17 protein-coding genes and 1 tRNA gene are annotated in these 18587 nt (G+C 63.1%); 10 read left to right on the top strand and 8 right to left on the bottom strand.

Annotated elements, in window-relative coordinates; all coding sequences use genetic code 11:
• Positions 1-90: 90 nt before the first annotated feature.
• Complete coding sequence (locus P1X14_RS03320) at positions 91-423, top strand: DUF3768 domain-containing protein (protein WP_277313887.1); 333 nt, start codon at positions 91-93, stop codon at positions 421-423.
• 79 nt (positions 424-502) lie between these two features.
• Here P1X14_RS03320 and P1X14_RS03315 read toward each other — a convergent pair whose 3' ends face one another.
• Positions 503-1114, bottom strand: coding sequence for a hypothetical protein (locus P1X14_RS03315; RefSeq protein ID WP_277313886.1), 612 nt, complete (start codon positions 1112-1114; stop codon positions 503-505).
• A 1535-nt stretch (positions 1115-2649) separates the two neighbouring features.
• Between P1X14_RS03315 and P1X14_RS03310 the strand changes: the two genes are divergently transcribed.
• Together P1X14_RS03310 and P1X14_RS03305 are read left to right on the top strand one after the other, a co-directional pair.
• Positions 2650-3543, top strand: a complete 894-nt coding sequence (locus P1X14_RS03310) for an endonuclease/exonuclease/phosphatase family protein (protein WP_277313885.1) — start codon at positions 2650-2652, stop codon at positions 3541-3543.
• Between the two features lie 113 nt (positions 3544-3656).
• Positions 3657-4010, top strand: a complete 354-nt coding sequence (locus P1X14_RS03305; RefSeq protein WP_277313884.1) for a hypothetical protein — start codon at positions 3657-3659, stop codon at positions 4008-4010.
• Here P1X14_RS03305 and P1X14_RS03300 read toward each other — a convergent pair.
• Together P1X14_RS03300 and P1X14_RS03295 are read right to left on the bottom strand one after the other, a co-directional pair.
• A complete protein-coding gene (locus P1X14_RS03300; RefSeq protein ID WP_277313883.1) occupies positions 3979-5259 on the bottom strand; it encodes a DUF5677 domain-containing protein in 1281 nt (426 codons plus the stop codon). The two genes, P1X14_RS03305 and P1X14_RS03300, sit on opposite strands and share 32 nt — an antisense overlap.
• A gap of 66 nt (positions 5260-5325) precedes the next feature.
• Positions 5326-6006, bottom strand: a complete 681-nt coding sequence (locus tag P1X14_RS03295; RefSeq protein WP_277313882.1) for a hypothetical protein — start codon at positions 6004-6006, stop codon at positions 5326-5328.
• 160 nt (positions 6007-6166) lie between these two features.
• On the opposite strand from P1X14_RS03295, the gene P1X14_RS03290 reads away from it, so the two are divergent.
• Positions 6167-6529, top strand: a complete 363-nt coding sequence (locus tag P1X14_RS03290; RefSeq protein WP_277313881.1) for a hypothetical protein — start codon at positions 6167-6169, stop codon at positions 6527-6529.
• Here P1X14_RS03290 and P1X14_RS03285 read toward each other — a convergent pair.
• On the bottom strand, positions 6526-8700 hold the full coding sequence (locus P1X14_RS03285; protein WP_277313880.1) for an SEC-C metal-binding domain-containing protein: 2175 nt from the start codon (positions 8698-8700) through the stop codon (positions 6526-6528). The genes P1X14_RS03290 and P1X14_RS03285 overlap by 4 nt on opposite strands.
• 613 nt (positions 8701-9313) lie before the next feature.
• A tRNA-Leu gene (locus tag P1X14_RS03280) sits at positions 9314-9400 on the bottom strand.
• 389 nt (positions 9401-9789) lie between these two features.
• Here P1X14_RS03280 and P1X14_RS03275 point away from each other — a divergent pair.
• Entirely contained in the window at positions 9790-11148 is a 1359-nt protein-coding gene (locus P1X14_RS03275; RefSeq protein ID WP_277313879.1) for an MATE family efflux transporter, read from the top strand.
• Here P1X14_RS03275 and P1X14_RS03270 read toward each other — a convergent pair.
• Positions 11120-11884 carry an MJ0042-type zinc finger domain-containing protein gene (locus tag P1X14_RS03270; RefSeq protein WP_277313878.1) on the bottom strand — a complete coding sequence of 255 codons (765 nt, stop codon included), beginning with the start codon at positions 11882-11884 and terminating at the stop codon, positions 11120-11122. The two genes, P1X14_RS03275 and P1X14_RS03270, sit on opposite strands and share 29 nt — an antisense overlap.
• A 116-nt stretch (positions 11885-12000) precedes the next feature.
• Between P1X14_RS03270 and ftsE the strand changes: the two genes are divergently transcribed.
• From ftsE to P1X14_RS03250, 4 genes are read left to right on the top strand one after another with little or no spacing between them, the layout of a single operon-like run.
• Positions 12001-12696, top strand: coding sequence for a cell division ATP-binding protein FtsE (gene ftsE, locus P1X14_RS03265; protein WP_277313877.1), 696 nt, complete (start codon positions 12001-12003; stop codon positions 12694-12696).
• Complete coding sequence (locus P1X14_RS03260; RefSeq protein ID WP_277313876.1) at positions 12693-13580, top strand: FtsX-like permease family protein; 888 nt, start codon at positions 12693-12695, stop codon at positions 13578-13580. Before ftsE ends, P1X14_RS03260 begins: the two co-directional genes overlap by 4 nt.
• Entirely contained in the window at positions 13577-14110 is a 534-nt protein-coding gene (locus tag P1X14_RS03255) for a YdcF family protein (protein WP_277313875.1), read from the top strand. The genes P1X14_RS03260 and P1X14_RS03255 overlap by 4 nt, the downstream gene beginning before the upstream one ends.
• On the top strand, positions 14110-14793 hold the full coding sequence (locus tag P1X14_RS03250; RefSeq protein ID WP_277313874.1) for a lysophospholipid acyltransferase family protein: 684 nt from the start codon (positions 14110-14112) through the stop codon (positions 14791-14793). The genes P1X14_RS03255 and P1X14_RS03250 overlap by 1 nt, the downstream gene beginning before the upstream one ends.
• Positions 14794-14903: 110 nt before the next feature.
• Here P1X14_RS03250 and P1X14_RS03245 read toward each other — a convergent pair whose 3' ends face one another.
• Both P1X14_RS03245 and hisC read right to left on the bottom strand, forming a co-directional pair.
• Entirely contained in the window at positions 14904-15812 is a 909-nt protein-coding gene (locus P1X14_RS03245; protein ID WP_277313873.1) for a prephenate/arogenate dehydrogenase family protein, read from the bottom strand.
• Positions 15809-16915, bottom strand: a complete 1107-nt coding sequence (gene hisC, locus P1X14_RS03240) for a histidinol-phosphate transaminase (protein ID WP_277313923.1) — start codon at positions 16913-16915, stop codon at positions 15809-15811. The genes P1X14_RS03245 and hisC overlap by 4 nt, the downstream gene beginning before the upstream one ends.
• Before the next feature lie 86 nt (positions 16916-17001).
• Here hisC and P1X14_RS03235 point away from each other — a divergent pair, with 86 nt between their 5' ends.
• Positions 17002-18558 carry an NAD(P)/FAD-dependent oxidoreductase gene (locus P1X14_RS03235; protein ID WP_277313872.1) on the top strand — a complete coding sequence of 519 codons (1557 nt, stop codon included), beginning with the start codon at positions 17002-17004 and terminating at the stop codon, positions 18556-18558.
• The last annotated feature ends 29 nt before the right edge of the window (positions 18559-18587 follow it).

The following is an 18587-nucleotide window of genomic DNA, read 5'->3' as shown; positions in this document are numbered from 1 at the left end:
CCGTGAGGCCCAGGGCATTCCCTGCGGCGCCTTCGGGAGCACCACCGTGAACATCATGTTCTTTCGCCTTTGGCGAGGGGAGGTGGAGCTATGAGCGCTGCCTCCAATCGCATTCGTGAACTCAATGACGCGTATCGCGCGACTAGTCCGGCGACAGGTACCTGGCTTGTAACCATCGGCGTCCAATCCATGGGTGCCACCGCGGTTATGGAAGCCGTCGCCAAGGTTCAGAACTTCGACGAATTCACCCCGGACAACGATCCGCATGGTGAGCACGATTTTGGTCGTTTCGAGGTGAACGGACAAATCCTGTACTGGAAGATCGACTATTACGATCGGGACCTCGTGTATGGGTCTCCCGATCCAGCCGATCCGGCCGTAACCAAACGTGTGCTGACCATCCTGCTAGCCTCAGAATACTGAGGCTAGCTTTTTAAAGTGCTGCTTCATTATCGCTCAGGTGCTCGCTGAAAGTGCCTTTCGACTAAATGCTTGAGACGAGTTAGGGTCGCGAAAAGCCACTCTCCGATGATAGTAACATCGTTTGCGTCGCTCTCACGTGCGGAATCCGCTGTACGACCTCCCTTGCGTACTTGAGCAGATACTCTTGGTCGACAAATGAGAGGTTGATCAGGATGTCGTAGTCCACCGCGCCGTGAACGATGGCGATGTTTGTGAGGGCCAGCGGAAGCCGACTGTCAAGGCGATTGACCTCGCTCCACTCCTTTGTTCGTTCAATTATGAGGTCCATAATTGTCTCTTGCGTCGCTGGTTGCCCCGGGGCCAGCGAAGGACCTTGATGCGCTGAATGATTGTGATCGCCTGAGTTGGTGCGGATCCACTCCTCCTGCCTCAGGGTGGCGATATCAACGGCTACGGCCACCAAACCGGCGTTCTCGAGGTTTACGCGGGGATCTCGCCCATTCAGCCACAACGTCTCTCGAACACCGCCGTCTTCGACAAGGCGCCTAAGAACTTTTGCTACTGCTCTGCGCTCGTTGTCGGTGAGCTTCTCTGAGGGGGTCTTGTCGTACGCTGCTAATAGCGAGGCGCAGTCCAACAATGACTGTTCACTGTGTAGTTTTGGAAATTCGGCAGCCAATGCATTCAGCACTCGCTCTGCTCCAGATCCTGCGCGTGAGCGAGGCTTCTTACTTGCTCCAGCCATCTTCCCCCCATGGACGGTTTGCTAGCTAAAATGGCCCTGCAGTCAAGCTATGAAGCCATTTATTGCACTATGTGACACGAATAATGACTAGATGGAACTCGTAACTTGAGGTCACGATTCTCTGAATTTTCGAGAGATGATATCGCTAAGCTTGGAAGTCATGTTCGGACTGGTGGGCCGGATTTAACGATTAACGCTGCCGCTGGCTGCACGTGCATACGCGTTCAATGGCTAGTGACGACTAATTGCTTATTGCCAGATTGATTATCACCTCTGCAGAGGGTCCGATGCGCTATCGATATAGGTCCATATTGGGGAGAAATGCTGACAGTTATGTCAATAAAGTTATATTATAATAAGAATTAGATGATTTTTAAAAAATAGTGCCATTGATTTGGATCATGATAAAATTATCTGGCGCTCGCTGTTAACCATGTGCTATGGCTATTGTTGGACGGGTGACGCGCGTAACGCGGCGAAGTCTGCCGCGAAGCACCCCGCGCGTCTCCCTAGATTGGGAGCCGAAGATGTCCAAGATCACGATTGCGCGGAAGTCCGAACTTCCCCCTCCCGCATTGCTGCACATCATTATCCTGCGGAGTAACGGCTATGATCCCGGCCGTATCGCATAGCGGCTGCGCGCCGCACGCCGGGGCGATTGCACAATCGCGCCTCGGTCACGTTCGGGCAGCCAAAAGCTGCGCGCCGAAAGCTAGCGCCGTCTCCGTTTATGGGGGCGGCGCTTTCGTTTGGGGCCATCCTTGTGATGACTTCAATGCAAGGCCCAACCGAATTCGACGGCGGTTGGCAATAAAAAGAGGGGCGAGAGCGTGACAGCGCTCCCGCCCCTACCGGCGACAAATCGTATGGAGATTGACCATGCCAATTCTATCGACGGTAATCCTGCGGCAGATCCGAAAGGGACGCCACCTGTTAGCATTAATGTGCGAACACGTACGCTGGATGGGGGCACTTTCTCAAGCGAAAGTGCCTCATACAGTAGCTGATAGTGTAGTTGGACCTGGTGGTCCTGCCCAAAGTTGGGCGGGGCTACTCTGGGCCTGTTTCCTATCGGGATCGAGACAGCTAGTCGTTTCGGTCATCGAAGACCCCGCTGACGCATATTTAAGCGTCATAGCTATTGTTCATACAGTGGCGCTTGTCCGTAGCGCGCTCCGCCGTTTGCGGCGAAAGCGCGGTCGAACTCGCGCCATCGACGTGTCGTTCAAGTCCACTACTAACCCTACAGCATGACCGATTGCGACACAAGGTGTGAATAGACGTCTCTGGGGAGACGGATTTGTGTTCTTCACGGATCTGTCTCCCCACTTTATTATGATGATGTTGACACGTGTTCTAAACTGTGTGGCGTCTCGGGGTAAAAGGTCGCAGCGCCTACGCGCTCCACGCGGTGAGCGCTTGAACGGTGGCGTTCGGTGGAAAGCTTGTGATCAAGCGAGAATCAGAACTAGTCTCTGCCTATGAAATTCGGGATCTTGATCACTGGGCTGTCGCTTGCCCTGGGAGGATGTGCACATCTCAGTATCGCACCGAGCACTCGACAAGCACCCGACCTTAAAGTCGTCAGCTGGAATCTTGAGTTTCTCGCTGAGCGTGATGGCGCCGGATGCAAGCCTCGCACGGCTGCAGATTATGCGCAAATGCGCCAGATCGCAGATAGCCTCAATGCCGATGTCATTGCCTTTCAGGAGGCCGAGAATCCAGCCGCCGCAGCGCGCGTCTTCGATCCCTCGCGCTATACCATCATCATGGAAACGCGGCTTGGTGATGTCAGCGGAAAATGCGGCGGTCGCCAACCAGAGCAGACCTTTATCAGACAGGCAGTTGGATTTGCGATCCGAAAGGATCTCGCCTTTGACCGGGCGGCAGACCTGACAGCACTACAGGTTGGAAATCCGAACCTGCGGTCGGGTGTCGATATTACCGTGCGGCCTGCTGGCGGGCGACCGCTTCGGTTGCTGGCTGTACATCTTAAGTCCGGCTGCTTCTCAGGATCCACTGGACCGGCATGTGACACTTTGGCTCAGCAGGTTCCAGTGCTCGAAGATTGGATCGATGCGGCTGCCCGCGGCGATACGCGTTTCGTCGTGCTCGGAGACTGGAACCGGCGCCTAGCGGTGCCCGGAGATGCTGTCTGGATCGATCTGGACGATGGGGATCCCGCGGACTCCGATCTTACCTTGGCGGACGATGGTGTTGTGCCTCGATGCGATCCTCGATTTACCGCATTCATCGATCATATTGTGCTTGATCGACGGTCTGCGGTAGACTTCCGTCGCTTCTCTGAATTAACTTACGCCACCGCCAACCATCCATCCGATCATTGTCCTATATCAGCAGTGATCGCGCGTTGAAGTCCGCTATGCGCCCCATAAGCGGTCATTCAGCCGCGACACAAACGATCCTGTAGGCTGACACTCGTACAACAACGCTGGAGCTCAACGCCAGCATCCGTGCCGCACTCGCGGTGCCGGCCGCGCAGAGCAGAACACTCGGTGCAAAGACGGCGCTGATCGCTGGCGGCGATGGCCCGCAATGGTATCGAGGACATTTCGGCAAGGGCGATGCCGCGACTAGCCCCATCGATATCGGCCGAACCTTTGTCTCGTTCGGCGTTTCCAGGGTGCTGGTCGGCCATGCCATCATCGAGACCGTGACTCCCCTCTACGGCGGCAAGGTGATCGCGGTGCAGGGCTATCCGCACCGCGACGAGACGACCGGCGCGCCGGCGCGCCGGCGCTCGAAGGCGCACCGCGCGAGGGCGGCAGCGGCTCCGCAGAAAGCCGAGCTTATATGCGGCGCTTGCCCGGCTTGGCCTTGACGTATCCCATACGTCGCGACGCGGACCGGCGCACCGCACGGTCAATGTCCTGCTGCTCGCGCCTTGCGATCTGGCGCGCAACACGAAACCACGCGGCCGCGGTATCATCGCGGAGCCGCCCCAGCACCTTCACGAACACGATCTCATCGAGCTCCCATGGCTGAGGGTAAAGGGTGGTGGTGATCTGCACGAGAGCCTGCGCAGTATCCGTGGCCGGCGCCTCAAAACCGGCTTCGAATACACTTGGGATATGGGTCGTCGGGTCCCAGAGGTGCATGGGCTGGGACAGTGCCCGCGGGCTGGCATGGTTGTCGAACGAAGCCAGCCGGTAGCGATGCTTCAGCGTCAAGCTGCCCGCGGCCTCCTGAAGATGATGGAACTTCGGATCGTCCGGCACGCCCAGCTGGCCGCCGGCCCAGCCGTACATGCCGCGAAAGTGTCTGCCATATTTGGCGACGGCCCGAGCGAAGTCCTTCTCGAGCTCGATGGCATAGTCACGGTCTGCGGACGAACCGCCGTCGAGCTCGGCGGCGCGGCGGTGATCGTCGAGCGCCTTCTTGCGATCGACGATCTCATGGTCGAAATAGCGGCGCGCCAGCGCGTCGCCGCCCTCGGCGATCAACGTCGCGGTGATGGCAACCTCATGCAGCGTGCGCCAACGGGCTTGCGCTCCTTCTGTACGACCATGTTCGAGCAGCAGCAGAATCTCCTCGGCAATCCGGCAGGCGCGGATATGCAGGCGCGCCAGCGCCAATGCCTGTCCTTCCTCGCCTGCGCGGCGTGAACTGAGATGCGCGTGATTGAACTTGTCGCCTTCCTCTGCGCAGAGCGTCAGCAGCATGCGCAGCGCGTCGAACGGCTCGGCCCAGGTCTTGAGGATTCGCGACCGTGTAACTTCCGCCTGATTGTCGGCTGGGCCGGTGCGCCATTTCTCACGCATAGCCTCGGCGATATCGTTGGCCGACCTGTCGGCAACACGCTCGAATATCTCGGGTAGCTGCTCTTCGAGTCTGGTCGACAACTTGCCTAACCGCTCGAAATCCGCGTCGTCGAACTCGATCTTGATCGGGCGATCATGGAGAATCGAGGCAATCTTGCCTCCACCTTCGAGAAGCGCATCGACGATCTTTCCGAGCAGCGCTTCATCCTCGACGCCCGCCGCCTGAAGCTTGTCCTGGACCAGATGCTCCAGCTCTCGCCGCGGCAGTTCGTCAAGAAAGCGATCGAGTGAGTCCTGCAGCGCTCCCATGACCTCGTCCTTGCGAAACCGACAGCAACAAATCTAGCCGATCATCACTTTGTCCAACGAAGGCAATTATCCACCCTCGTCGAACAGGCGGAGTGCCCGGGCCAGCGAAAGCCCAGTCGCAGTCGAACCGATTATCGGACGGATTTCGATGTCCGGCCTTGAACCCCAGGTTGGAAAGACATCGCCTTCGTGATTGGACTTCAATGTCATCAGCGCGGCCGAAACGGAATCGCTGTCGATCGTCACGCGGCGCTCCGTGACGCCGAGGGCAAGCAGATGCTCGGCAGACTGCCAGGCACGGTCACCCAGCTTCTCCCTGATCGCCTTGTACATCTCCCACTCTTCGAGCTCGATATCGTTGAGGATGCCATCCTCCCGGGAATTGGTTCGTTGCGCAGCGTCACTGGTGAAGAAGAAACGCATCACTTCAGCGTCCAGAGGCACGAAGCGCGATACGATCTCCAAATGCCGACGGTCACCTGCATCGACGTCGCCCGATGCCGCACCAGCGAGCAAGCGTGCGAACAATTGCTGGATTTCCGGCTCATCCTGTTTGGTAGCCTCCTCGAACCACGCAACGGCGAAGCGGTCGGGAATGCGAGCTGTAACCGCGAGGCCGCGGGCCTTCAGCTCCTCATGGATCTTCAGCTGAAGATCCATGGCATTCTTCAGACGCCAGGCAGCTACGCGATCGCCAATCAAGGCCTGCCAAGCATCGTTTAGCGTGCCTCCGAGCGGCTTGGTCAATTCCGCCGAGGCGGTCACAATATCGCTAACGTCAATCGGCATCACGGCATCCCAAAAGCTGATATGCAGTTCAGCACAGCTACTTTGACTGCAATACTATGGTCGGCAATATTCTCGCATATGGATTGCACATGGTATGTCGTGAAAGAAGGAGCTGACTATGCCGCAGTTCTTCGTGCCGCTGGTCGACGCGGACAAGCAGGAGGACGCCTACACAGAGATGGCCGCCTCAATTGGCGCCGCTACCGCGCCTCCAGCGAACCGGATCTACTCGATGACCTGGAAGCACAGCGACACCGAATGGACCGCCACGGTCGGCGAGCAATTGCGTGGGATCGCGACGATCGAGAAGGGCCGGGGACGCTCGAAGCGAGAGATCAGAGTGCCCCGCTCGACCAATGACACCGTGATCGCGATCTATCCCGGAGCGCAATTCATGATCATGCACGACAATCGAAGCAAGATCTGGAACGTGCCGATCTACGCCAACCCCATTTCGGTGACGGGGTTTCACCAAGACTAAGTCAGGCAGCATTTTTTGAATTTCTTACCGCTACCGCACGGGCAAAGTTCATTTCTCCCAACCTTGACGCCAGGTGCCGTTGTTCTGGCCGCAGCTGGCCGAGCCGGAGACTTGCGGGTCATTCCGCGCGTGAGTCGCTCCAAGGCACTGTCATGCTTCCACGGATAGCTCAGCTGTATCCCGAACTTCGGCAACCCGTCATCGGCACGAACCGCAAGGCCAAACCAGCCTTCAGCGCGATGCACATATTTACGGCGACGGCAGTGGTCGGCCAGCTTTTCGGCCGCCTCGGCATTGGGCAGCGGTCCGCAATGGATGGTCAGCCCGCTTTGACTATCGTCGAAGCCGAGCGTCAGATTATGGCTCCTGCCGTCCCTACGGGTCTGCTCGGAAATTTGCTGCAGGCCGCGGTTGAGATCGTCGATCGTCTCGCCGCCCAGCGACAATAGGAGGAAGCCGAGGTCGACCAGTGCCGCGTCGGGCCGGGTTTCGATATTCGCGAGCACCCGGCCGACCAGCGTGCCCTTGAGGCGGGTCAAGATGCCGTCTGGCGTATGTTCGCCCGCGATCCCGGTGCGACGAACCGTCATCGCCGTGTCCAGCGAAATGCTGAAATCGTCGGCGATGGTGACGAGGTTCATCTCGTCTTCGAACCAGAGATTGTGCTTGAGGTGATAGGCGAGGATCGTCAGCTCGTTGATCGTGTTGATCCGGTCGCCATAGCCGACCCTGCGGTTGACATAGCTCAGCAGGCGCAACGGACTCGGCAACATCTCCGCCAACACGTCGATCAGGAATACATCGCCGATCAGCGGCGCCTGAATGATCGCATCGGTCTGGAATCTGAGAAACTGGCGCGCCTGTGCGCCCAACGCAGGATAGTGATCCGATACCACGCAAACAGGATAGATCTCGCGCAGTTCCGAGATATCGATTGCGACGTCGCCGGAGCCGACAAAGCGAAGGGTCGGATCGCTCAGCGACGTTGCGCACAGATGCGCTTGATCATAGGCGTCCTGGACCGCCTTCTTGAAATCGTCCTGCAACTGCAGGTCGTTGCCTCGCCGGGCTTCGAGCGTCAGCTTTTTGGACTTGCACTGGACGACGATCGCGCGGTTGGCGAACAATACCAGCACGTCGATTTCACTGACCCGAGCGCCTTTGCGGATGACGTTCACCCCGCGGTGGACATTCGCTTCGCCAAAGACCGCCGCCAGGCGATCGGCCACGAAGCTTTCAGTGAAGTCGCCGCGATGTTGGAAGGCGGTATTCCTGTACCCCTTGTCGGCCGCCATCCAATAGTAAGGGGAATCGTAGAGGGCCTCGACCACGCCGTAGCTCTGAAGCGAGACGTAGTCGTCGGATGGCGTGCGCAGGATCGGATAGGCATTGGCCAGGTTGAAGTCGCCGATCGTCCTGAAATCCGCATTGGAAGGCGCTTCCGGTGCCGTGAACGCGGCAAGCACAGCGGCTGCGCTCTTGGATGATACGCTTGCGGCGGCGGCGACCTCGTCGAGCGAAAAGGTGAAGCCGGGGAGGAAGCTCAACGTGGTCGGGTCCGCGTCGCAGGCCTTGTCGAGAACCGCGAGGAGCTTGTCGTTCGGCAGGGTGGTAAGCGCTTCGGCAACCGCTCGGCCTTCCGCGATGCGAAACCCCTTGTTGGCGAAGAGCCAGTCATCGTCGCGCGCGTAACGCTTCACCGCGAAGTCGCGATATTGAAAGCTGTAGGCGGATTCGCCACCATAGAAGATCGGCTCGCGGAGCACATCGCCCCGCAGGAACGGGCTCGCTTCTTCGATGGTCAGTCCGGCCTGCACCTCCTCGAAAGCCCGCTTCAGCGCCGCCATCATTGGCATGTTGAAGCACGCGTGAAGTTCCTCGAGCAGCTCGCCCGTACAATCAATCAGGCGCTGCATTTCAGTCGGGCTGGGCAGGTCAAAATCGATCGGATGCTTGAGCATCAGCCCGAGCAGCGTCGAGAATTCGGTCCGTATCGTTCGTTGCGGCGCGTAGGAAGCGGCGAGCGCTTCGCTGGTCAACTCACCCGAATGAAGAACGAGATTGTCGCGGAACGACAATAGGGCGAGGACATGGATATAGCCTGGGGATGCACAGAGCCGCTCGAGGTCGTCGAAGACTTCCTGTTCGGTGCGCGCCGTCTCAAATCGCATCAGTCTCGTCCGCCAGCTTTGTTCCAGCGATCTCTATATCCGATCCGCATGCCGTCGCCGGGTCCAAGATTGCTCGTCGTGCGGAGAATAGTAGCCGGTATCGCCCGTAAACGAATGTCCGCTCTTCGGGACCAGTCATCCAGAAGCGGGCCGTTTGCAAGCGGCCCATTAGCGGTCATGCAGGCGCCTTTGGCCGACGAAAAAGGGGCCGGCGCACGCGCCGGCCCAATTGCTCCGTCAGGAGCTGGATGCATCGCGTCGGGCGATTCGTTCACGAAGCCAAGCGTCTATCTCCTCCTCAACCCACCCGACCCGTCCGACACCAAGAGGTACCCGTTTAGGGAATTGTCCGGCAGCTTCTAGGCGAGCGATGTGAGCGGGGCTGTAGAGTACCCGGTCGCGAACGTCCTTCTTCGATAGCAGTCTCATTGTCGCTAACTCCCGTATGGGAGCGTCGCGACGCTCAGGTGATGCCTAAGCAAGTGAGGGATACCATCGCGCGACCGAACGCAGCGAGTTCCAACTGCCTCCGAATTGGAGGGTGGACTAAACGGGGGGCCAGAACTGCCGAGGAAGCAATTCCCTTACTATCTCAACCCCTTATCAGGGGAAGTGGTGCGGTCGAGAAGACTCGAACTTCCACGGCCTTTCGGCCACAACGACCTCAACGTTGCGCGTCTACCAGTTCCGCCACGACCGCACGTGAAACCCACCGGACGAACGCCGGAGGCTGGTAAGGCAGCGGCCCCTAGCAAAGCGGATCGGGGGTTGCAACCGCACTTTCGCGAATCCTGCGATCCGGTAAGGGTCTGAACCCGATAGCGGCAACGCCCGTGACGGAGCCGAATTTGCTTCAGGGCAAGGCGCGAGGAGCGGAGCGATGCAAATGCATCGTGACCGACAAGCAACGCAGCCCTGGGGCAAATTCGGCCCGCCGCGAGGCGGTCGTTCTCCTAGCCCCGCTGGACGGCGTCGTGCCGCTTGCACGTGGCAACCAGCACGCGCTGCGCGTCACTCCTAGCCAGCGGGGCTAGGAGAACGATCCCGGGCATTGTCGCTATCGGGTTCAGACCCTAAGGCAGCCGGCCCATGCGTGCCTCCCCTGCCCTGATTGCCGAGACGCGCAAATTGCTGGCCCTTGCATGGCCGGTGATGCTGACCAGCCTCAACTGGACGATCCTGCACGTCACCGACGTGATCGTGGTGGGCATGACCGGCACCGGCGAGGTGGCCTATCTGGGCGCGAGCCGTTCGCTCACCTTTATCGGCATCGTCATCGCGATCGGCGCTCTCTCGGGCATCCTCGTCCATGTCTCGCGCGCGGATGGCGCGAAGGACCTTCCGGGCACCGGGCGGGTGTTCCATGAAGGGCTGCTGCTGGCCGCCGCGCTGGGGCTGGCCAGCATGGTCATCCTGTTCACCCTGGCCCAGCCGATGCTGATCGGGCTGGGCGTCGATGCACATGTCGCGCCGGGCGCAGCGCATGTCGTGCAGGTGATGGCGTTCGCCTATCCGTTCCAGCTGATGATCGTCGCGGCGAGCTTCTTCCTCGAAGGGGTCAGCAAGCCGCGGCGGGTGGCGGTGGTCAATCTCTCGATCCTGCCGGTCAATGCGGTTCTCGCATGGGCGATGTCGGGTGGGCATCTGGGCTTCCCGGTGATGGGCGCGGCGGGTGCGGCAGCGGCAACTGCGATCGCGTCGGCGCTGGGCGCGATCGGCATGCTGGCCGCAGCGTGGATGGTGCCCGAGGCCAAGGCACGCGGCGTGCGGGCGCTCAACCGGCTCTGGACCCGCGAAACGCGCGCAGGTGCCCTCGCGTTGGCGAAGTTCGGCTTCGTGCCCGGCCTTGCCTCGGGTCTGGAGCTGGCCGGCTTCTCGATCCTGATCGCGCTTTCGACCCAGCTGGGCGACGTGACGACGCACGCCTTCCAGATCGTGTTCTCGATCCACAACCTCACCTTCTCGATCGCGCTGGGCCTCGGCTCGGCAGCGGGCGTGCGCGCCGGCAATGCGGTGGGCGAAGGCGTGCCCGAACAGGCGGCGTGGCGGACCGGAATCGCGGCCGGGCTTGCGGCAATCGCTTTGGGGCTGCAGGCGCTGGTGCTGCTGGTAATCCCGGCTGCGGTGGTCGGCCTGTTCCCCGCAATCCCGCCAGTGCATGTGCTGGCCGCGGCGATGCTGATCCCCTGGGCGCCGTTCATCCTGTTCGACGGGGTGCAGGTGGTGTTGGTCTATGCGCTGCGCTCGCTCGGCGATCAGGTCGCGGCGGGCGTGAACAGCATCATTGCGTTCTTCGTGATCACTGGCGGCGCAGGTCTATGGCTCGTCCACACCGGCTGGGGCGCATACGGTCTGGCGATCGCCTCGGGCATCGGGATGCTGGCCGCGGCCGCATTGCACGGCGCGCGGTTGCTGGTCGTCAACCGCCGATTTCGCTCGCAAAGCTGAAGTCGACGATGCGGACGTTCGCGGGAACGTTCAGGTTCGCGCTGTTGAAGTCGATCGACGCATTGGGATCGAGGCTGCGCACCTCGGGCGTGATCCGCCAGCTATAGACGACCTGCCCCGCCGAATCCTGCAGCTCGATCCGGATATCGGGCACGTGCTGCTTGGCGCCGGTGGGGTTCACCACCTTGCCCGAGACCGCGAACAGCTCGCCGCCGCCCGGCGGGCTGCGCCGCTCGACCTTGGTATCGGTCACGCGCAACGGGGTTTCGACTTCGCCGAGACCAAGGCCCAGCGACGCGGCGATGCCGGGCGCGCCCGAATAGAGGATCGCGCCGGTGCCCAACAGCATCGAGAAGCCCGCGACGAACGCCGCCGCGGTCCAGCGCTTCGCCGGATTCTTGCGCGGCTTGAACGGCGGCTCGGGCGCGAACGGATCATAGCCGTTCGAGGGCTCGGGCACCGCATCGTCGACGAACACGCGGGGTGCGGCCTTGGGCGCCGCTTCCCGCGCGGCACGCGGCGCAGGCTGCGGCTCGGCGGCGGGATAGCTCGGGATCGGCTTGCGTGCTTCGGCCTTCACGTCGGCGGGCGAGGCGCGGGTGGCCAGATCGAGCACCTGCGGCGCCTGGAACCAGCTATGCTTGCAGCTGGCGCAGCGCACGGTACGCCCTTCGGCGCCGATCGCGCTATCGGGAACGAGATACCGGGTCCGGCACTGGCTGCATTCAAGGATCATGGCGAATCATAAGCACTAAGCGACTCGGGCCGCAAGAGTCCTAAATTCCGGACCTGCTTGAGCGGCGGCAGGCGCTATGCGATGGCTCGGCTTCACGGGGGCGCCGCAGGGAACGAATGGCCAATATCGTCCAGTTCGAGAATGTCGGTCTGCGCTATGGCACGAGCGCGGAAACCCTGTCGGACATCAACTTCACGCTGACCTCCGGCTCCTTCTATTTCCTCACCGGCCCGTCGGGCGCGGGAAAGACCTCGCTGCTCAAGCTGCTCTACCTCGCACAGCGGCCGACGCGCGGCACGATCCGGCTGTTCGGCGAGGATGCCGGCGCCCTGCCCCGCACCCGCCTGCCCGGCTTTCGCCGTCGCATCGGCGTGGTGTTCCAGGATTTCCGGCTGGTCCCGCACCTTTCCGCCTATGACAATATCGCGCTCCCGCTGCGTGTCGCGGGCATGCCGGAAAGCGATATCGAGGCGCCGGTGCGCGAGATGCTCGCCTGGGTCGGCCTCACCGATCGCGGCAAGGCCAAGCCGCCGACGCTGTCGGGCGGCGAGCAGCAGCGCATCGCCATCGCCCGCGCGGTGATCGGCCGCCCCGAAGTGCTGGTCGCCGACGAACCGACCGGCAATGTCGATCCCGACATGGCCGAGCGGCTGTTGCACCTGTTCGACTCGCTCAACCGGCTGGGCACCACCGTGGTGGTCGCGACCCATGATTTCCATCTGCTCAACCGCATCCCCAATGCGCGGATGATGCGGCTGGAAAAGGGTCAGCTCAACGATCCGACGGGCGCGCTGAGGCATCCTCCCGCATGAAGTTCAGCCTCAACCCCAACGCGCCCGACCGGCGCCTGCTCGACGAGGGCAAGCGCACCCGCGCGATGACCTGGATCATGTCGATCATGCTGTTCCTCACCGTGCTGTCGGGCGCGCTGGGACTGGGCATGTTCGCCGCGACTGCGCAGCTCGACCAGCAGCTCTCGGGCCGCCTGACCGTCCAGATCGTCGAGCCGAATGCCGAACTGCGCGACGCGCAGGCTCGCCAGATGGCGGCAGCCCTGCGCGCGGTGCCCGGCGTTGCCCGCGCCGAGGAAGTCGATCGCGCGCGGCTAGCCGAACTGCTCAAGCCATGGCTGGGCGATGCGGGGCTCGATCCCGATCTGCCGATGCCGGCGATGATCGATGTCGATGTGCGCGGCGACACCGCCGTTGCAGCCGCGGAATCGGCAGCCAGGCGCGTCGTGCCCGCCGCGCGGATCGACCGGCACGCGCAATGGCTCTCGCCGGTACGCAATTTCATGTCGACCTTGAGCTGGCTGTCGGTCGGGCTGGTGCTGCTGATGGCCTCGGCGACCGGTGCGGTGGTACTGCTGGCGGCGCGGGCGGGGCTGGACACGCATCGCGATACGATCGACGTGCTGCACATGCTCGGCTCCACCGATATCCAGATCGCGCGCCTGTTCCAGCGGCGCATCGCGTTCGACACGCTGATCGGCGGCGTGGTCGGCGCGGCGGCCGCGATGGGGCTGGTGTGGTTCCTCCAGTCGCGGCTGGGCAGCCTCGGCTCCGAACTGATGAGCGGTGTCGCACTTCAGCAGCGTGACTGGTTCCTGCTGCTGTTGCTGCCGCTAAGCTTCGCGCTGCTCGCCACCTTTGCGGCGCGGCTGGCGGTGCTGCGCAAACTGAGCAAGACGCTTTGATCGGGCGGATCGCCGCGCTGGCCCTCGTCGTCTGGGCGCTGGGCTTCGGCATCTTCATGCTGTCGCTCGGCAAGCCGGTCGAGCCAACCGAGAAGACCGACGCCATCGTCGTGCTGACCGGCGCGCCGGGCCGGATCGATCGCGGGCTGGAGCTGATGCGTGCGAAGGCGGCGAAGCGCATGCTGGTCAGCGGCGTCGGGCGCGAAGTGAAGCCGCACGAGCTGGCGATCCAGTACAAGGAACAGCGCCTGTTCCGCTGCTGCGTCGATCTGGGCTGGGAGGCGGTCAACACCCGCTCCAATGCCGACGAGACCGCAACCTGGGTGCGCCGGCACGGCTACAAGACGGTGCGGCTGGTGACGTCGGACTGGCACATGCCGCGCGCGCGGATGGAATTGGCCAGCCAGCTGGGCGGCGACGTCGAGGTGATCGGCGATCCGGTGCCCAGCTCGCCGCGGTTCATGACCCTGCTGCGCGAGTATCACAAATTCCTGGTCCGCTGGACCGCGCTGACGCTGGGCCTGTCCTGATGGACCTAGTGCGGACGATCGCCTTCTCGATCTTCTTCTATGGCCTGTCGGTGCCGATCGTGCTGCTGGCACCGGTCGCGGCTTTGTTCGGCAGCGAGCGGATGCGGGCATGGTGCAACGGATGGGCCGGATTGTTACGCTGGTCGGCGCGCAATATCCTGAAGATCGACCAGCAGATCGTCGGCGAGATTCCCCCGGGGCCGTTCTTCTTCGCCGCCAAGCATGAATCGCTCTACGAAGCGATCGAGCTGACCCGGCTGCTCAAGGCGCCGGCGACGGTGATGAAGCGCGAGCTGGCCAGCATCCCGGTGTGGGGCTGGGCCGCGCGCAGCTATGGCGTCATCGTGATCGATCGCGCCGCCAGCGCCACGGCGCTGCGCGGGATGATGAAGGATGCCAAACAGGCGGTAGCAGAAGGCCGGCCGGTGCTGATCTTTCCCGAAGGCACCCGCGTGCCGGTGGGCGAAGCGCCCGATCTGGTCGCGGGCTTTGCCGGGCTGTACCGGATGATGGGCATTCCAGTGATCCCGGTCGCGGTGAAGAGCGGGCATGTCTGGCCCAAGGGCGGCGTGAAACATCCCGGCACGGTGACGTTCGTTTTCGGCGAACCGATCCCGCCGGGCCTGCCCCGCGAAGAGATCGAAGCGCGGGTGCATGCGGCTATCAATGCGCTGAATGTTTGATTTGATCCGGCTGACGCCGGATGCGGCACCGGCCCGCTCTCCCACCCGGCCACCCAACGACAGTGTATTCTATGGGTGGCCGGGTGGGGGAGCGGGCCGGTGCCGCCAGATCAATCGTGCGAGCGGCCGAAATCGGGGCGTGAATCGTCCTGGCCTTCCTCGATCACGCTGCGGCGAATCGCGCGGGTCTCGGTGAAGCGGTCGAACAGCTCGTCGCCCTTGCCCCAGCGGATCGCGCGCTGGAGCGCCGAGAGATCCTCGGAGAAGCGCTGGAGCATGTCGAGCACGGCCTCCTTGTTCGCCAGGAACACGTCGCGCCACATGGTCGGGTCCGACGCGGCGATGCGGGTGAAGTCGCGGAAACCGCCGGCGGAATATTTGATCACTTCGGAACGCGTCACTTCCTCGAGGTCCGACGCGGTGCCGACGATGGTATAGGCGATCAGATGCGGCAGATGGCTGGTCACCGCCAGCACGCGATCGTGGTGATCGGGGGCCATCGTCTCGACCTGCGCGCCGAGCTGGCGCCAGAAATCGAGCACGCGTTCCACGCCAAGCTGCGGCGCGCCCTCGGGCGGCGTCACGATGCACCAGCGATTGTGGAACAGCGACGCGAAGCCCGCTTCCGGCCCGCTATTCTCGGTGCCCGCAACCGGATGCGCCGGGATTACGATGGCGTTCGGCAGCGCGGCGGTGAGGGCGGTGACCACGCTTTCCTTGCACGAGCCGACATCGCTGACGATCGCATCGGCGGGCAGATCATCGGCGAACGACGCTGCGGCGGCACCCATCGCGCCGACCGGCACGCACAGGATCACGAAATCGGCATCGATCACCGCAGCGCCCGGCGTATCGGTGATGTCGTCGCACAGCTGGATGCGCGTCGCGATCTCGCGGACTTCGGGGTCGGCGTCGTATCCGGTCACCCGGACGCTCGGCATATGCGCCTTCACCGCGCGCGCGATCGACGAGCCGATCAGGCCCAGGCCGATCACCGTCACGCGGGCAAAGGGGATCATCCCGCCTGCTCGACCAGTGCGCGGAGCGCCGCGGCGACGCCCTGCGTCTCTTCCGCGGTGCCCACGGTGATGCGCAGGCCGTGCGGCAGGCCCTGCCCCGGCAGCCAGCGGACAATGTAGCCGGCCTCCATCAGGCCCTTGTACGCCGTCTCGGCGGTCAGCTTGCCCTCAAACAGCACCAGCACGAAGTTCGCCTGGCTCGGCACCGCGCGCAGCCCGGCATTGCCCAGCTTGCCGATCTCGGCGGTGAACCAGCGGCGCCATTCCGCATTCTGCTCGCGGCAATGCGCGACGAAATCGGTGTCGGCGAGTGCTGCGAGCGCCGCGGCGGTACCGGCGATGGTGATCGAGAAGGGCAGGCGGATGCGGTGCATCGCTTCGATGATCGCGTTCGAAGCATAGCCCCAGCCGATCCGCTCGGCGGCGAGGCCGTACATCTTGGAGAAGGTGCGGGTGACCAGCACGTTGCCCGCGGTCTCGGCCAGCTCCATGCCGCCATCCTCGGCGTCTTCGTCGCCTTCGATATATTCGGCATAGGCATGGTCGAGGACCAGCAGGATATCGCTGCGCAGCCCGGCATGGAGCCGCGCGATCTCCGCGCGACTGGAATAGGTGCCAGTCGGATTGTTGGGATTGGCGATGTAGACGATCTTCGTCTTCGGCGTGACCGCGGCGAGGATCGCGTCGACATCGGTCGCATAGTCATTGTCCGGCGCGATCACCGGCGTGGCACCGACCCGGCGCGCGGCGATATCGTACACCGCAAAGCCGTATTTCACGTAGATCACTTCGTCGCCGGGACCGGCAAAGGCACCGGCGGCAAGGTGCAGCACCTCGTCCGAGCCGTTGCCGTAGATGATCCGCATCGGATCGAGACCGTACTTCGCCGCCAGCGTCTCGCGCAGGTCTGCGGCGCTCGCATCGGGATAGCGTTCCAGATTATGCGACGCCGATTCGAACGCGACGCGCGCGGCGGGCGAGGTGCCGTGCGGATTCTCGTTCGACGAAAGCTTGGTGACCTTGCGGCCATCGTCGGTGGTCGAGCGCCCCGGAATATAGGGGGCGATGTCCATGATCCAGGGCTTGGGTACGGGCGCAGTCATGTCGCGCCGCTTGGCCGAACGGTTACGCAATAGCAAGGTCATGCAGGCTATGGCATGAGCCGTAACGGGGACGGAACGAGAGGCGAATGCGAACCAGCACCAGCTTTTGGCGCGCGATGCAGACGGCGCGGCGGAGCAATTTGGCGGCAGCCGGAGAGGCGCCGCCGGTCCCTGCAAACTATGCGGTCACCCGGCGGACGCTGCTGCAGGCGATTGCGGCCGGCGCTGTCGTCTCGGCCCTGCCGCGCGAGGCGCGTGCCGCGACGATGGGCACTGTCGCGATCATCGGCGGCGGGATCGCGGGCCTCACCGCGCTGCATCACCTCACCGAATCGGGCGTCGAGGCGAAGCTCTATGAAGCACGCGACCGGATGGGCGGGCGGATGTTCACCCAGCGCCCGGCGAGCGGCCCGGCGTTCGAGGCGGGCGGCCAGCTGGTCAACACCGATCATCACGACATGCAGCAGCTGGCAAAGGCCTTCGGCGTCGAGCTGATCGACCGCAAGAATGGCGAGCACCGCACGCTGATCCTCGCCAATGGCCGGGTCGTGCCCGACGCCGAACTGGCCGAGGCGCTGCGCGGGATCGCCGGGCAGATCGGCAAGGATGCCGACCGGCTCGACCGGAGCTATGCCCGGGTCGCTGCCGAACTCGATCGCATGTCGATCGAATCCTATCTCAACCAGCATGCCGCGCTGATCCCGAACCCCTGGGTCAAGAGCCTGCTCGAAGGCACCAGCCGCACCGAATATGGCGTCGAGCCGGGCGAGGCATCGGCGCTGGAGCTGATCTTCAACCTGCCCACCGTGAACGGCGAGCGTGCCGAAGTGCTGGGCGGATCGGACGAGCGCTTCGTCATCGAAGGCGGCAGCAGCGCGCTGATCGACGCCATGACGTCGAAATATGCCGGCGCGATCGAGAGCGGGAAGCGGCTGTTGAGCGTGACCCGCAGCGGTGGCCGGATGCAGCTGCGCTTCCTCGACGGATCGGAAGGCCTGGCGGATACGGTGATCGTCGCCGTCCCCGCGCCGATCCTGCGCCAGATCGATTTCCGCGTGCCGCTGCCCGCCGCATGGCGCGCCTTCGTCGCCGAGGCCGAGCTTGGCCGCAACGAGAAGGTGCAGGCCTTTGCCACCGCCACTCCATGGACGAAGACGATGGGGATGGGCGGCGAGCTGTGGCAGACCGGGGACGAGGGCTATGCGCTGGGCTGGGACGGTAGCGTCCATATGCCCGGCACGCTCGATTCGGTGTGGACCTGGTTCCTGGGTGGCGATCAGGTGAGCGATCCGGGTGCTGCCGACGCGCTGGCCCGCCGCTTCGCGCAGATCTCCGAGCCGGCCGTGCCGGGGCTGATCCCGGCAACTGCGGACGGACCCTATCGCCGCACCGCATGGCATCGCGATCCGCTGACGCTCGGCGCCTATTGCAACTATCCGCCGCGATTCCTGACCCGGTTCGCGCATCTGCTGAGCGTCGAATCGGAGGATGGCGAGCCGCAAGTGAGCCGCGCGGGCAATGTCTTCTTCGCGGGCGAGCATCTGTCGGACGCCTTCCCCGGATACATGAACGGCGCGGCACAGACAGGTCGGATGGCGGCCGAGGCGATCACCGGCAAGCGGTTGCTGGCGAAGGCCGCTTGAACCTTGCTTGTGCTCCGGCGAAGGCCGGA

This window comes from Sphingomonas sp. AOB5, assembly GCF_029433115.1.
Lineage (GTDB): Bacteria > Pseudomonadota > Alphaproteobacteria > Sphingomonadales > Sphingomonadaceae > Sphingomonas.
This window is presented reverse-complemented; position numbering and strand designations above follow the sequence as displayed.

Bases quoted from the DNA above. Each gene is read 5' to 3' on its own strand.
- P1X14_RS03250 (WP_277313874.1), top strand. From the start codon at position 14,110: ATGGACCTAGTGCGGACGATCGCCTTCTCGATCTTCTTCTATGGCCTG.
- P1X14_RS03260 (WP_277313876.1), top strand. From the start codon at position 12,693: ATGAAGTTCAGCCTCAACCCCAACGCGCCCGACCGGCGCCTGCTCGAC.
- P1X14_RS03300 (WP_277313883.1), bottom strand. From the start codon at position 5,259: ATGGGAGCGCTGCAGGACTCACTCGATCGCTTTCTTGACGAACTGCCG.
- P1X14_RS03310 (WP_277313885.1), top strand. From the start codon at position 2,650: ATGAAATTCGGGATCTTGATCACTGGGCTGTCGCTTGCCCTGGGAGGA.
- P1X14_RS03275 (WP_277313879.1), top strand. From the start codon at position 9,790: ATGCGTGCCTCCCCTGCCCTGATTGCCGAGACGCGCAAATTGCTGGCC.
- ftsE (WP_277313877.1), top strand. From the start codon at position 12,001: ATGGCCAATATCGTCCAGTTCGAGAATGTCGGTCTGCGCTATGGCACG.
- P1X14_RS03285 (WP_277313880.1), bottom strand. From the start codon at position 8,700: ATGCGATTTGAGACGGCGCGCACCGAACAGGAAGTCTTCGACGACCTC.
- P1X14_RS03235 (WP_277313872.1), top strand. From the start codon at position 17,002: ATGCGAACCAGCACCAGCTTTTGGCGCGCGATGCAGACGGCGCGGCGG.
- P1X14_RS03290 (WP_277313881.1), top strand. From the start codon at position 6,167: ATGCCGCAGTTCTTCGTGCCGCTGGTCGACGCGGACAAGCAGGAGGAC.
- hisC (WP_277313923.1), bottom strand. From the start codon at position 16,915: ATGACTGCGCCCGTACCCAAGCCCTGGATCATGGACATCGCCCCCTAT.
- P1X14_RS03320 (WP_277313887.1), top strand. From the start codon at position 91: ATGAGCGCTGCCTCCAATCGCATTCGTGAACTCAATGACGCGTATCGC.
- P1X14_RS03245 (WP_277313873.1), bottom strand. From the start codon at position 15,812: ATGATCCCCTTTGCCCGCGTGACGGTGATCGGCCTGGGCCTGATCGGC.
- P1X14_RS03270 (WP_277313878.1), bottom strand. From the start codon at position 11,884: ATGATCCTTGAATGCAGCCAGTGCCGGACCCGGTATCTCGTTCCCGAT.